The organism is Streptomyces sp. NPDC096136 (assembly GCF_044763325.1).
GTDB lineage: Bacteria > Actinomycetota > Actinomycetes > Streptomycetales > Streptomycetaceae > Streptomyces.
Window position 1 is genome coordinate 63,105 of record NZ_JBIWFZ010000027.1, and the last position, 13,557, is coordinate 76,661.

Annotated in this window: 15 protein-coding genes; 7 read left to right on the top strand and 8 right to left on the bottom strand. The window is 71.1% G+C overall.

The window, feature by feature from the left end; translation table 11 throughout:
* Positions 1–2 precede the first annotated feature (2 nt).
* From ACIRBY_RS35005 to ACIRBY_RS35020, 4 genes are all read left to right on the top strand, one after another.
* Entirely contained in the window at positions 3–167 is a 165-nt protein-coding gene (locus ACIRBY_RS35005; protein ID WP_042811092.1) for a hypothetical protein, read from the top strand.
* A 115-nt stretch (positions 168–282) separates the two neighbouring features.
* Positions 283–735: a BlaI/MecI/CopY family transcriptional regulator gene (locus ACIRBY_RS35010; RefSeq protein ID WP_403908382.1), complete on the top strand. Its 453-nt coding sequence runs from the start codon at positions 283–285 to the stop codon at positions 733–735.
* A gap of 10 nt (positions 736–745) precedes the next feature.
* Complete coding sequence (locus ACIRBY_RS35015) at positions 746–1,276, top strand: amino-acid N-acetyltransferase (RefSeq protein ID WP_403908384.1); 531 nt, start codon at positions 746–748, stop codon at positions 1,274–1,276.
* Between the two features lie 164 nt (positions 1,277–1,440).
* Complete coding sequence (locus ACIRBY_RS35020) at positions 1,441–1,779, top strand: Lsr2 family protein (protein WP_042811087.1); 339 nt, start codon at positions 1,441–1,443, stop codon at positions 1,777–1,779.
* Here the strand turns inward: ACIRBY_RS35020 and ACIRBY_RS35025 are convergent.
* On the bottom strand, positions 1,758–2,342 hold the full coding sequence (locus ACIRBY_RS35025; protein ID WP_403908386.1) for an SCO3374 family protein: 585 nt from the start codon (positions 2,340–2,342) through the stop codon (positions 1,758–1,760). The two genes, ACIRBY_RS35020 and ACIRBY_RS35025, sit on opposite strands and share 22 nt — an antisense overlap.
* A 451-nt stretch (positions 2,343–2,793) precedes the next feature.
* On the opposite strand from ACIRBY_RS35025, the gene ACIRBY_RS35030 reads away from it, so the two are divergent.
* Positions 2,794–5,319: an ATP-dependent Clp protease ATP-binding subunit gene (locus ACIRBY_RS35030; RefSeq protein WP_045949250.1), complete on the top strand. Its 2,526-nt coding sequence runs from the start codon at positions 2,794–2,796 to the stop codon at positions 5,317–5,319.
* A 359-nt stretch (positions 5,320–5,678) separates the two neighbouring features.
* Positions 5,679–6,257, top strand: coding sequence for a M23 family metallopeptidase (locus ACIRBY_RS35035; RefSeq protein ID WP_403908389.1), 579 nt, complete (start codon positions 5,679–5,681; stop codon positions 6,255–6,257).
* Positions 6,258–6,267: 10 nt separating this feature from the next.
* Here ACIRBY_RS35035 and ACIRBY_RS35040 read toward each other — a convergent pair whose 3' ends face one another.
* From ACIRBY_RS35040 to ACIRBY_RS35070, 7 genes are all read right to left on the bottom strand, one after another.
* Positions 6,268–7,359 (bottom strand): LamG-like jellyroll fold domain-containing protein, encoded by a 1,092-nt coding sequence (locus ACIRBY_RS35040; protein WP_403908391.1) that lies wholly within the window; start codon positions 7,357–7,359, stop codon positions 6,268–6,270.
* A gap of 124 nt (positions 7,360–7,483) precedes the next feature.
* Positions 7,484–8,797 carry a two-component system sensor histidine kinase CseC gene (cseC, locus tag ACIRBY_RS35045; protein WP_403908393.1) on the bottom strand — a complete coding sequence of 438 codons (1,314 nt, stop codon included), beginning with the start codon at positions 8,795–8,797 and terminating at the stop codon, positions 7,484–7,486.
* A 10-nt stretch (positions 8,798–8,807) separates the two neighbouring features.
* Complete coding sequence (cseB, locus tag ACIRBY_RS35050) at positions 8,808–9,521, bottom strand: two-component system response regulator CseB (RefSeq protein ID WP_042813900.1); 714 nt, start codon at positions 9,519–9,521, stop codon at positions 8,808–8,810.
* 37 nt (positions 9,522–9,558) lie between these two features.
* A complete protein-coding gene (locus ACIRBY_RS35055; RefSeq protein WP_403908436.1) occupies positions 9,559–10,218 on the bottom strand; it encodes a hypothetical protein in 660 nt (219 codons plus the stop codon).
* A 29-nt stretch (positions 10,219–10,247) separates the two neighbouring features.
* A complete protein-coding gene (locus ACIRBY_RS35060) occupies positions 10,248–10,808 on the bottom strand; it encodes a SigE family RNA polymerase sigma factor (RefSeq protein ID WP_366449658.1) in 561 nt (186 codons plus the stop codon).
* 244 nt (positions 10,809–11,052) lie between these two features.
* A complete protein-coding gene (locus ACIRBY_RS35065; RefSeq protein ID WP_403908396.1) occupies positions 11,053–11,955 on the bottom strand; it encodes an A/G-specific adenine glycosylase in 903 nt (300 codons plus the stop codon).
* Between the two features lie 22 nt (positions 11,956–11,977).
* Entirely contained in the window at positions 11,978–12,592 is a 615-nt protein-coding gene (locus ACIRBY_RS35070) for a phosphatase PAP2 family protein (protein ID WP_403908398.1), read from the bottom strand.
* A gap of 159 nt (positions 12,593–12,751) precedes the next feature.
* Between ACIRBY_RS35070 and ACIRBY_RS35075 the strand changes: the two genes are divergently transcribed.
* Complete coding sequence (locus ACIRBY_RS35075) at positions 12,752–13,534, top strand: hypothetical protein (RefSeq protein WP_403908400.1); 783 nt, start codon at positions 12,752–12,754, stop codon at positions 13,532–13,534.
* Positions 13,535–13,557: the final 23 nt, after the last annotated feature.

Sequence of the window (13,557 nt, forward strand, 5' to 3'; positions counted from 1 at the left end):
GCATGGACTACGTTTCCGCGCTCGTGCCCCCCATCGTGATGGCCACGTTCTTCATCTTCCTCGTGAGGACGATCGTGAAGAGCCAGGGCGGCGCCAACAAGGCCAAGGAAGACGCGGCCGTCGACGCCGTGCTCGCCCGCGCCGAAGCGGCCCGGCAGCAGAAGTAGCGCCGCCGCCCGGGTATTGGCCGCGCGTTGCACAACGAATAGTCGGGCAATTCAGCCCATTCCGCACTATCGTGCTGCTGTGCCTCGCCCCTTGGGAGAACTCGAAGACGCAGTCATGACGCGGGTGTGGCAGTGGAACCGCCCGGTCACCGTTCGGGAAGTCCTCGAAGACCTCCAGCAGGAACGGTCCATCGCGTACACCACGGTCATGACCGTTATGGACAATCTCCATCAGAAGGGCTGGGTCCGCCGGGAAGCCGAAGGCCGCGCCTATCGATATACGGCGGTCTCCACCCGCGCCGCCTACTCGGCCGCACTGATGAACGAAGCCTGGTCGACCAGCGACAGCCCCGCGGCCGCCCTCGTCGCCTTCTTCGGCATGATGTCCCCGGAACAGCGCGAGGCCCTCCGCGACGCCGTACGGATCGTCCAGCACGACGAACCCGAGCCCCCGGAGCCCGCCGAAGCCCCCGAGGCCGCACCCCCCGCCGCCGGCCCCGGCGGAGCCGGGGGCGAACCCGGAGAAGAAGGGGGCTCCGGCGCACGCCGGAGCGGGCCGGGGCGATAGCGTCCGGCCTATGGGAGAGCTTTCCACCACGGACGCCAAAACAGTGACCATCCGCCGTGCGCGCACCGGAGATGTTCCGGCGCTGCGCCGCCTGCTGGACCAGTACGTGCAGCAGCGGATCCTCCTCGACAAAGCCCCGGTCGTCCTTTACGAGGACATCCAGGAGTTCTGGGTCGCGGAACGCGACTCCGACGGCCAGGTGGTGGGCTGCGGAGCTCTCCACGTCATGTGGGAAGACCTCGCCGAAGTGCGCACGCTCGCGGTCGACCGCGAGCTGAAGGGCGCCGGAGTCGGCCACCAGCTGCTCGCCAAGTTGTTGGAGACGGCCCGCCGGGTCGGGGTGAGCCGGGTATTCTGCCTGACCTTCGAAGTCGACTTCTTCGCGAAGCACGGGTTCGTCGAGATCGGCGAGACCCCGGTGCAGACCGATGTCTACATGGAGCTCCTGCGTTCCTATGACGAGGGTGTCGCCGAGTTCCTCGGTCTCGAACGAGTGAAGCCGAACACCTTGGGCAACAGCCGGATGCTGCTGCACCTCTGATCGGGCGCGGGGGCTATTCCCGGCCGCAGGCGCCCGTGGCCTATGTCCGAATCGCGTACGTTTCCCGCCTTGTTGCGCTCCTGAACCTCTCGCCGGGGGTTTGTGTTTTCCACGCAAAAGCGGTTTCCTTTCCGCGTACTGCATTTTCGATGAAAGGAAATCCGGTGGCACAGAAGGTTCAGGTCCTTCTTGTCGACGACCTCGACGGTGGCGAGGCGGACGAGACCGTGACGTTCGCTCTGGATGGCAAGACCTACGAGATCGACCTCACCACCGCCAACGCTGAAAAGCTCCGCGGGCTGCTCGACCCGTACACGAAGGGCGGCCGCCGCACCGGCGGGCGCGCCTCGGCCGGCCGCGCCAAGGGCCGCGCCGCGGCTTCGTCCGGCAGCCCCGACACCGCCGAGATCCGCGCGTGGGCCAAGGCCCAGGGCCTCAGCGTCAACGACCGCGGACGCGTCCCGGCCGAGATCCGCGAGGCCTACGAGAACGCCAAGGGCTGATCCGTACGCCGCCACAGGCGGGCGCGGTGGCATTCCGTCGCCGCCGCGGCCACCAGGCGTACGAGATCGGGCCCGCCGGACCCCCCGGGACCGCGGCTGTGCCCCGGACCGGGCAGGGCCGGCAGCGAGGCCTCGCACCCCGGCCCGGGGGGCCGCAGCCATACGGCGACCCCCTGAGGGGCCCCTCCCGGCAGGCGTCCGGGCGGCACGGGGGCGGTGATCCCGCCCCCCGCCCCCAGGGCGGCGAGGTCCAGCTCCACCCCGCCCCACTCCAGCCAGTCGAGCAGCCCCTCCAGCTCCTCGGCGGCCCCCGGGGCGACGAGGAGGCGCATCCTGCGCCCCGCCAGCGCCACCGGACCGGTGGCGAGGCCGGGACGGCGCAGCAGCCCGGCCCCGGCGTCCGCCGGAAGCTCCAGCACGTCGAACCGGATCCCGGTGACCAGCCGCACGGGCGGCCCGGCCGCCACGGTCCATCCGAGCACCCGCTCGTACCAGGCGCGGATGTCCGGCCCCGAGGGAACGCGGAGCGGGGGAACGGCGTTCACGGTGTTGACGGCGGCCATGAACGGATGAACTCCGACCACCACCGCCGGGTTACGCAGTGCAGCCGAATCAATGCGGAACGTAAACATCCGTGGAGCGGAGTCCCACATTCGGGACACAAGCGTGTTCGCCCGTAGCGGAGGGAACCGTGCTGACCGGCATGGAGTGTCAGTCCTTACGGGTAAGACATTCCTAGTGGATCGGGGCGACACGCTGATTTGAGCGGCTTCCGTTCGCCATCGGCGTACTCGTGTGACGGGTATCTGCCTGGCCTGCGGGAACATCGTCTCGCACCATCGGGTTGGAGCAGTAGTCGGCTCTTACAGCCGGTTTTCCTCACCGACGTGGGGGTGAGCCGTGGACGGATGTCGGCAGTTGGAATGAGCTGTCCCGTCCCGCGGGACTAGCATGCGGAAGGACAGGGCGGGGACCGACCCCGAACTGCCCGACCGCTCTGAGGAGCGATAAACGATGTTCGAGAGGTTCACCGACCGCGCGCGGCGGGTTGTCGTCCTGGCTCAGGAAGAAGCCCGGATGCTCAACCACAACTACATCGGCACCGAGCACATCCTCCTGGGCTTGATCCACGAGGGTGAGGGTGTCGCCGCTAAGGCCCTGGAGAGCCTCGGGATTTCGCTCGAGGCTGTTCGCCAGCAGGTTGAGGAGATCATCGGTCAGGGCCAGCAGGCCCCGTCCGGGCACATCCCCTTCACGCCGCGGGCGAAGAAGGTCCTGGAGCTCTCGCTCCGAGAGGCCCTCCAGCTCGGCCACAACTACATCGGCACCGAGCACATCCTGCTCGGCCTGATCCGCGAGGGCGAGGGCGTCGCCGCCCAGGTCCTCGTGAAGCTGGGCGCCGATCTGAACAGGGTCCGGCAGCAGGTCATCCAGCTGCTCTCCGGCTACACCGGGGGCGGCAAGGAGTCGGCCACCGCAGGCGGCCCGGCCGAGGGCACCCCCTCGACCTCGCTGGTCCTCGACCAGTTCGGCCGCAACCTCACCCAGGCCGCCCGCGAATCCAAGCTCGACCCGGTCATCGGGCGCGAGAAGGAGATCGAGCGGGTCATGCAGGTGCTGTCCCGCCGGACCAAGAACAACCCGGTCCTCATCGGCGAGCCCGGCGTCGGCAAGACCGCCGTCGTCGAGGGGCTGGCCCAGGCCATCGTCAAGGGCGAGGTGCCCGAGACCCTCAAGGACAAGCACCTGTACACCCTGGACCTGGGTGCGCTGGTCGCCGGTTCCCGCTACCGCGGTGACTTCGAGGAGCGCCTGAAGAAGGTCCTCAAGGAGATCCGCACCCGCGGCGACATCATCCTGTTCATCGACGAGCTCCACACGCTGGTCGGTGCGGGTGCCGCAGAGGGTGCGATCGACGCCGCTTCGATCCTGAAGCCCATGCTGGCCCGTGGTGAGCTCCAGACCATCGGCGCCACGACGCTCGACGAGTACCGCAAGCACCTGGAGAAGGACGCCGCGCTGGAGCGCCGCTTCCAGCCCATCCAGGTCGCGGAGCCGTCGCTGCCGCACACCATCGAGATCCTCAAGGGTCTCCGTGACCGGTACGAGGCCCACCACCGCGTCTCGATCACGGACGAGGCCCTGGTGCAGGCCGCGACGCTGGCCGACCGGTACATCTCGGACCGCTTCCTGCCGGACAAGGCGATCGACCTGATCGACGAGGCCGGCTCCCGGATGCGCATCCGCCGGATGACCGCGCCGCCGGACCTCCGCGAGTTCGACGAGAAGATCGCGGCCGTGCGCCGCGACAAGGAGTCGGCCATCGACTCCCAGGACTTCGAGAAGGCGGCTTCGCTCCGTGATTCGGAGAAGCAGCTGCTCGCCGCGAAGTCCAAGCGCGAGAAGGAATGGAAGGCCGGCGACATGGACGTCGTCGCCGAGGTCGACGGCGAGCTCATCGCCGAGGTCCTCGCGACCGCGACCGGCATTCCCGTCTTCAAGCTGACCGAGGAGGAGTCCTCGCGCCTGCTGCGCATGGAGGACGAGCTCCACAAGCGCGTCATCGGCCAGAAGGACGCCATCAAGGCCCTTTCGCAGGCGATCCGCCGTACGCGGGCCGGCCTGAAGGACCCGAAGCGCCCCGGTGGCTCGTTCATCTTCGCCGGCCCGTCCGGTGTCGGTAAGACCGAGCTGTCGAAGACCCTCGCCGAATTCCTCTTCGGCGACGAGGACGCGCTGATCTCCCTCGACATGTCGGAGTTCAGCGAGAAGCACACGGTTTCGCGCCTCTTCGGTTCGCCCCCCGGCTACGTGGGCTACGAAGAGGGCGGCCAGCTGACCGAGAAGGTCCGCCGGAAGCCGTTCTCCGTCGTCCTCTTCGACGAGGTCGAGAAGGCGCACCCGGATATCTTCAATTCCCTGCTGCAGATCCTGGAGGACGGCCGCCTGACCGACTCCCAGGGCCGGGTGGTGGACTTCAAGAACACGGTCATCATCATGACGACCAACCTGGGTACGCGGGACATCTCCAAGGGCTTCAACCTGGGCTTCGCCGCCCAGGGCGACGTCAAGACCGGTTACGACCGGATGAAGGCGAAGGTCAACGAAGAGCTCAAGCAGCACTTCCGGCCCGAGTTCCTCAACCGCGTCGACGACACGGTCGTCTTCCACCAGCTCAGCCAGGAAGACATCATCCAGATCGTCGACCTGATGATCGCCAAGGTGGACGAGCGCCTCAAGGACCGCGACATGGGCATCGAGCTCAGCGGTGACGCGAAGCTGCTCCTGGCCAAGCGCGGCTACGACCCGATCATGGGTGCCCGCCCGCTGCGCCGGACCATCCAGCGCGAGATCGAGGACCTGCTGTCGGAGAAGATTCTCTTCGGCGAGCTGCGCCCCGGTCACATCGTGGTCGTCGGCGTGGAGGGTGAGGGCGACGAAGCCAAGTTCACCTTCCGCGGCGAGGAGAAGTCGGCCCTGCCGGACCTCCCCCCGATCGAGGCCACGGGCTCCGGCCCGGACCTGTCGAAGGGCGCGTAAGCGGCCGACAGGCGGTAGGCGGTACCGAAGGGGCGGCCCCGGGACTTCTGGTCCCGGGGCCGCCCCTTTTCGGTTCTTCGGCGTGGGGGAGGCGGTGACAAGCCGCACAGAACAAAACGGACCTACTAGGCGGCTCCGTAGGGTTTGGTGCCCGGATCGTCCTGGCGTCGGCGCTGTCCGGGAGGCGTCAACCGGGGCGGAGTGAGACATTCGCCTACGAGCCGGGGTAGTAAATCGGGTGTTTGGGGAAGTTCGGGGGCGCGGGTTACCAAGGTGGGGCAAGCCCGGCAGTCGCGGCACACGCCGCAGCGCCGGGATCTTTCTTGCCCGCATCCTGTCCCCGGCCCCGGAGGTCCCGCATGTCCGCGAAGCGCGTCAGCACCCGTCGTACCCGCACCGCCCTCGTCGCCACCGCCCTCGGTGCGGCGCTGGCCCTCGGGGCGGGGACGACCGCCGCCTTCGCCGACGAGGCCCCCGGCACCCTGGCCGCCCCCGCCGCGCAGACCGCCGTGAAGACCGGCCTGTGGGACAAGCCCGTCAAGGGCTACACGCTCTCCGCGACCTTCGGCAAGGGCGGCACCATGTGGTCCCACAAGCACTCCGGCCAGGACTTCGCCGTCCCCGTCGGCACCGCGGTGCACGCCGCCTCCGCCGGCACCGTCGTCAAGGCCGGCCCCAACGGCGGCGGCGACGGCCCGGCCTACGGCAACGCCATCGTGATCAAGCACGCGAACAACACGTACTCCCAGTACGCGCACCTGTCGAAGATCCAGGTCAAGATCGGCCAGAAGGTCTCCGTCGACCAGCAGATCGCCCTGTCCGGCAACACCGGCAACTCCAGCGGTCCGCACCTGCACTTCGAGATCCGGACCACGCCGAACTACGGCTCCGCGATCAACCCGGTCGTCTTCCTGCGCAACGTCGGCATCACCGTCTGACCCTCCCGGCTCAGACCAGCCAGGCGTGCGTCGGCTTGGTCTTGACGAGCTTGTTGTTCTTCAGGAGCGAGAGCTGCTCCTGGCCCAGCACCTGGTCGAAGACCCGGATGTGGTCCAGCGCCCCCTCCCAGGGGGCGCTCCAGATCCCGTGGTGGCGGGCCCGGCCCAGCTGGAGCGGCCCGGGGCCCGCCCAGATCCCCGAGACCTGCGCCTGACCGGCCTGCTTGTCGTCCACCCACAGCGCGATGGTCTTCTTCTCCGCGTCGTAGGTGCCCGTCAGCAGCGCCCACTTCTTCGTGGTGTCCACGGTGTCCGCGACGACCTGCTGGGCCGTCGCCGCCTGGCCCTTGTCGCCGGTCTGCACCCGGAACACCCAGGCCTTCTTGCCGTTCACGACCTCGAAGCCCAGCTCGAAGGAGTACGAGTCCCCGTCGCCCTGGCTGACGGCCATGTGCGAGCCGCCCTCGGTCGTGTTGTAGGCGCGCGTGGAGACGCTGAAGCCCTTCGTGACGTCCACGGCCGCCTCGGCCCCCTGCGCGTACGAGTCCGGCGCGCCCTTGAAGCGCACCTCGGTGCGCATGGACAGCTCGCCCAGCGAGGCGCCCGGGCCCAGGGCGATGCCCGTCTTGCCGTTGTAGTCGCGCAGGACGTTCGGCTCGCCGGGCAGGGTCGGGTAGTCGTCGTCGGGGTTCCTGGTCGGCGACTTCGCCGCACCCGAGGGGCTGGGGGAGCCCGAGGAGGAGGCGGTCGGCTTGTCGTCCGGCTCGCCACCGCCGCGGGTGAGGAAGAACGTCGCCCCGCCCGCCAGCAGGACCACCGCCAGCGCTCCGCCCCCGATGGTCAGCAGCCGGCGCTTCTTGCGCTGCGCCTCGGAGGCGTCGGCCATCGCCTGCCAGTCCGGTGTCGAGGGGGCGCTGAAGGTCTCGGGTATCGGAGGCGGGAACGTTTCGTCCGCCACGGGCGGCGGACCGAAGCCCTGCCCGGACTGTCCCGGCGCGGGCTCGGGCTGGTAGGGGTTGGACTGCCCCGGCTGTGGATAGCCGTACCCGCCGGAGGCGGGGCCGGGCTGCGGGCTGTTCGGGCGATCCGTACCGTCGGTCATGGCACGGATGCTAGAACATCACCGCGGGCCGGGAGGCCGGACCCCGCACCTGGCCCGGACCCCGGCCCATCCCGGCCCCGCCGTCGCCCGGCCCCGCCGTCCCCGCCCCGTGGGGGAGGGGGGGTCAGCCCGGGAGCTGGATGATCGGGAAGCTGCCCGTCGCCGTCGGGGCGTGTTCCGGGAGCCAGAGGACCGCCACCGCGCCCGCCGCCGCTCCCTCGTTCTCCGCACCGCCCGGCGCCGCTACGTTGCGGAAGGTGAGGCGGGCGCCCAGGACGCGGGCCTGGCCCTCCGCGATGGTCAGCCCGAGCCCGTGCCCGACGCCCGCCCGGTCCGTGGACCCGGTCCGGAAGCGGCTCGGTCCCTCCCGCAGCAGCGCCTCGGGGAAGCCCGGCCCGTGGTCGCGCACCCGCACGACCCGGCCCTCGACGTCGACCTGGATCGGCGGCTGCCCGTACCGTGCGGCGTTGGCGAGGAGGTTGCCGAGGATCCGCTCCAGCCGGCGCGGGTCGGTGCTGACGATCTCGTCCGCGACGACCCGTACCGTGGCCTCCGGCATCAGCGCGGTGACCCGCCGGGTCACGAACTCGCCCAGCGCCACGTCCTGGAGCTCGGCCCGTTCGGACGCGCCGTCCAGCCGGGCCACCTCCAGGACGTCCTCGACCAGGGCCCGCATCGCCTGCGCGCGGTCGCGCACCAGCTCCGTCGGCCGGCCCGGGGGCAGCAGTTCCGCGGCGGTGAGCAGGCCGGTCACCGGGGTCCGCAGCTCGTGCGCGATGTCGGCGGTGACCCGCCGCTCGGCCTCCAGCCGCTGCTGGAGGGCGTCGGCCATGGCGTCCACCGCCCGCGCGAGGTCGTCGGTCTCGTCGCGCACGACACCGCCCACGGCGTCGCGCACCCGGACCTCCGGGTCCCCGTGCGCCACCCGCTGGGCGGCCGCCGCGGCCTTGCGCAGCCGGCTGGAGATCTGCCCGCCGATGAGCACGCCGAGCGCCGAGCCGCCGATCACGACGGCGAGGGAGCCGATGACCAGGGCCCGGTCCAGGTCGCGCACCATGTTGGCGCTTTCGCGGAACTGGTGGTGCATGGAGAGCACCTGCCCGTTGCCGAGCGGTACGGCCGCCCACACCTCGGGGGCCCGCTTGGGGGTCTCCTGGATGTAGGTGCCGCGCCGCCCGGAGCGGGCCTTCTCGCGCAGCTCCGCGGGGAGCTCGGGGTCGTTGACCTTGGCGCCCCAGATGGGCTTGCGGCCGGCGTCGGGGGTGCGGGCGATGTACTGGACCCGCTCCAGTTCCGAGTCGCGGGCGCTCTCCAGCATCGACACGCGGGCGGCACTGTGCACCACCAGGCTCAGGGCGAGCGCGGTGAGGGCGCCGACGGCGGCGATGGCGAGCGTGATCTTCCAGCGGATCCCCGTGCGCAGGGTGAAACGCCTCATGCTGTGGTTCTCATGCCTTGAGCTTGTATCCGAAGCCGCGGACCGTCTCGATCCGGTCCTGTCCGATCTTGGTGCGCAGTCGCTGGACGTGGACGTCCACGACGCGGGTGTCGCCGCCCCAGTCGTAGTCCCACACCCGCTCCAGGAGCCGGTCGCGGGACAGGACGGTGCCGGGCGCGGAGGAGAACTCCAGCAGCAGCCGCATCTCGGTGGGGGTCAGGGCGACGGGGGAGCCGGCCCGGCGGACCTCCATGCCCTCGGTGTCGACCTCCAGGTCGCCGAAGGACAGCACCCCGCGCTCGTCGGAGCCGTCCCCGTCGGACGACCCGTTGCCGCCGTTCTGCGTGCCGCCCGCGTGGCCGAAGCGGCGCAGCACGGCACGGATCCGGGCGACGAGGACCGAGCCGTCGAAGGGCTTGGTGACGTAGTCGTCGGCGCCCGCCTCCAGGCCGAGGACCACGTCGATGGAGTCGGCGCGCGCCGACAGCATGATGACGGGGACGGTGGACTCGTCGCGGATGCGCCGGCACAGGCTCACCCCGTCCATGCCGGGCACCATCACGTCCAGCAGGGCGATGTCCGGCCGGTTCGCCCGGAAGGACTCCAGCCCGGACAGGCCGTCGGGCATGGCGGTGACCGCGAACCCGTCGCGTTCCAACGCCAGGGTCGTGGCCTCGCGGATGACGTCGTCGTCCTCCACGAACAGCACGTGGGTCTCGGCCATGCCCAGCCTCACTCCGTCGTTCCGTCTGCTTGTGCGGTCAGTTCTTCTGGCTGACGGCCGGAGCCGGCTGGCCCGCGCCGTCGCCGACGTTGCTGTACTCCGAGTGGACCCGGTCCTGCTCGGTGAACTTCTCCCCGTTCCAGCGGTACGTGATCACGTCCTCGCCGGAGGGGTAGGCGGCCGCGTCGCTCTTGCCGTAGACGGGCTTGCTGACCACCAGGTCGCCCCGGTCGATCTCGGCGTAGACGGGCGGCTGCTCGTCGGCGAAGACATTCTCGTACTTCCCGCCGTCCGACCGGTACACGTACGAGCCCCGGCCCAGGGCATCGGCGCAGGACAGGACGTTGACGACGATGTCGACGACGGAGCTCCCGGTGATCTTCCCGTAGCTCACGTCGACCGGGTACTCCTTGCCCGTGCAGGGCTTGAGGTCCCGCTTGACCTCGGCGCTGACCTTGGGGTCCGCCTTCAGCAGGGCCACCGGGTCGACCTTCTTGAGGGGGTTCGCCGTCCCCGCGGCGGGGGAGTGGCCCGGGGCCACCGGCCCGGTGGGCGCGGTGGTCGGCTGGTTGTTGCGCGTCACCGACTCCGTGCGGGCGGGGCCGCCGTCGCGCAGGCCGGTCCCGCCGGTGGAGCAGCCGGCCGCGAACAGCACTGTGCCGACGAGGACGACCGTCCCCGCCGACGTCAGCACCAGCGAGCTTCTACCGCTCAGGCTTTGGCCGTTCAGGCCGCGCACCGCTCCCGCCCCTCGTAACGCGTGGTGTGGTCACCGCGTTCGAGCGCACGCATGTCCAGGTCCCGGCTCTCCAGCTCCTGGCGGAGCCGGGCCAGTGCGCGGTGCAGTGTGCTCTTCACGGTTCCCGCCGACATTCCGAGCGCCGCGGCCGTCTCCTCGGTGCTCATCTGCTCCCAGTGTCGCAGCACCACGACACTGCGCTGCTTGGGCGCGAGCACCTTGAGGATGTCCATGAGCAGGGCGCGGTCGGCGCGCTGGTCGGAGCCGTCCTCGACGGAGGCGTCCGGCAGCTGCTCGGTGGGGACCTCGTCGAGCTTGCGGGCCCGCCACCACTCGGTCCGCGTGTTGATCATGACGCGGCGCAGGTAGGCGTCGGCCAGGGACTTGTCGGCGATGCCCTCCCAGCGCCCGTAGGTGCGCACGAGGGCGGTCTGGAGGAGGTCCTGGGCGTCCGTGGGGTCCGGGACCAGGCGCCGGGCGCTGCGCAGGAGGGCGTCCTGCCGCGTGCGTACGTACTCCTCGAACTCGAGTACATCTCCGTGCGCCATCTAGATCGCCTCCGCTGCCGTCCCCGTGACCCGCTGTCTTACGGATCCGAAGGTACGGAGGGGTTGTCACGGCACTGTGCGGGTCAGCCTGCGGTGGGCGCACGGACACCCGTAGGTTGTGTAACAGTGCCCGTGAGCTGGGGTTTCCCGATCCCAAGCGGAATGCTCGCGTCAACTTCGGGCCGCCCCCGGGCCCACCCGGCCCACCTGCGGATTCCGGGGGCCGGACCCCCGGAATCCGCGGCTAGCCCTGTGGCAGGCGGTACATCCCGCGGGCGAGCGGCTCGACCAGCCCGTCGGAGACCAGCCCGTCCAGGGCCCTGGCCCGCTGCACCGGCTCGTCCCACACGGCGTCGAGCTGCGCCTGGGCCACCGGCCCCGTCGCCTCGCGCAGGACGGCCAGCAGCCGGCCGCGCACCTGCCGGTCGGTCCCGGCGTACGTCTGCCCGCGCCGCGGCGGCCCGTCGTGCGCGGGCTTCCCGGCCAGCCGCCAGGCGCACAGGCCGGCCACCGGGCAGCGGACGCAGTCGGGGCTCTTGGCCGTGCAGACGAGCGCGCCCAGCTCCATCGAGGCCGCCGCCCAGCGGGCCGCCGTCGGCTCGTCCTCGGGCAGCAGGGCCCGCGCCAGGCGCCGCTCGGCGGCGGTGGTCGCGTTCGGCGGGTACTCGATCCCCGTCGAGGTGCGGGCGAAGACCCGGCGCACGTTGGTGTCGAGGACCGCGTGCCGCTGCCCGTAGGCGAAGGAGGCCACCGCGGCGGCCGTGTACTCGCCGATCCCGGGCAGCGCGAGCAGCTGCGCGTGGTCGCGCGGCACGTCGCCGCCGTGGCGTTCCGTTATCGCCGAGGCCGCGCCGTGCAGGCGCAGGGCCCGCCGGGGGTAGCCGAGCCGCCCCCAGGCCCGTACGGCCTCGCCCGGCGCCTCGGCGGCCAGGTCGGCGGGCCGGGGCCAGCGGGCGAGCCACTGCTCGTACACCGGCAGCACCCGGCTGACGGGGGTCTGCTGGAGCATGAACTCGCTGACCATGACCCCCCAGGGGCCGGCCTCGGGGCGGCGCCAGGGCAGGTCGCGGGCGTGTTCGTCGAACCACGCGATGACGGGCTCGTGCAGGGGGGACGCGGACGCGGTGGATTCGGCGGATGCAGTCATGTCAGAGGCATCCTGGCACGTTCTACGGGTGGCGCGCGGGGCCCGGACCGGTGAACCAGACGGCCGCGCGGATCCCGCTCCCCTGTACGGCGGCGATCACCCGGGTCATCGGGCCGGTCAGCAGGGCCACGGCCAGCGCGCCCAGCGAGGCGCCGAGCAGCAGGCCCATCCCCACGTCGTGCGGGTAGTGCACGCCCACGAACACCCGCGAGAAGGCCATGAGCGCCGCCATGGGCAGGGTCAGCGCCGCCAGGCGGGGCACGGCCAGGGCCAGCGCGACGGCGGCGGCGCCCGCGATGGCGGAGTGGTTGCTGGGGAAGGACCAGTCCCCGTACGGCGGACACGGGACCAGCGGGGCGGCCGCCCGGGCCACCGCCCGGCAGGGCCGCTCCTCGTCGATGGTCGACTTCACCACCTCGGAGGCGACGTACACGAGCGCGGTCACCAGCGGCGCGAGCACGGCGCGCGCCACGGCCTGTGGGTCGCGCCGCCCGCGCGCACGCCACCAGACGGCTATGTAGAGCAGACCGAAGAGCAGGAGCCCGTATTCGGTCCAGACCTCGAAGGCCGACTGCACCCAGTGGGGCGTGTCGTGGGCGAAGTCGGTGATGTCGCGGTAGAGGTCGGAGGTGTCCATGGTGACTGACCGTACTCAACCGCTGGTCGGGGCCACGTCAGACCCTGGCCTGATCTTGTCGTTCCGCAGCCGTCCCCCGAGATGATCATCGCCAAAACCCGTCGTATGCACGGCATGTGGGGCACTGATCGCGGCGCGAGTTCTCGTAAGGTTCGGTACGTGGGATCTCTGCGCAATCCGGTCGGGCCGCTTCCCTCCTCCATTTACTGGCGGCGGAGGGCTGTTCTGGCGTCCGTCGCCGCGCTCGTCGCGCTGCTCGCCGTATGGTTCGTCAGTTCCGGTGGGGCCGGCACGAGTACGAACGGCAAGGGCGGGGGCGAGGGCTCCGGCCCGGTACGGACGATCACCCCGGGCCCCTCCGGATCCGGCCCGGCGATCAGTCAGGCCCCGGGCGGACGCGCGGAGTCGGGCTCCGGCGCGGGCCCCGGCTCGGGCGGCGGCACCTCGAAGAACCCCGACCAGGGCGGCGGCGCGGGCGCGGGCTCCGCGTCCGGCGGTGCGGGCGCCGCTGCGGCCCTACCGGCCGACTCCCCCCTCCCCACCTGCGCGGCGAGCGCGGTGCAGTGGGAGGTCAAGAGCGTGAAGAACGAGTACGAGACGAACGAGAAGCCGCGCCTCGAACTGATCGTCCGCAACATCACCGGCAGCACCTGCAAGGTCGGACTCGGCCCGAAGCAGGCCGTCGTGACGATCTTCCAGACGACCGGCGCCAAGCAGGTCTGGTCCTCGGCCGACTGCCCGTCGGGCCCGGCCAACGCGTACTTCCGGGTCCCGGCGCAGGGCGAGGCCAAGCAGTCGCTGGAATGGGACCGCAAGCCCAGCGCGGCCGACCAGTGCCAGTCGCCGCCGGCGGGCACCCCGGCCCCCGACACCTACGTGGTCGAGGCCCGCTCCCCGGGCCTCCCGGTGGCCCGCACGTCCTTCGTCCTGAAGCAGGACTGAGAACGCCGACGGGGCCGCACCGC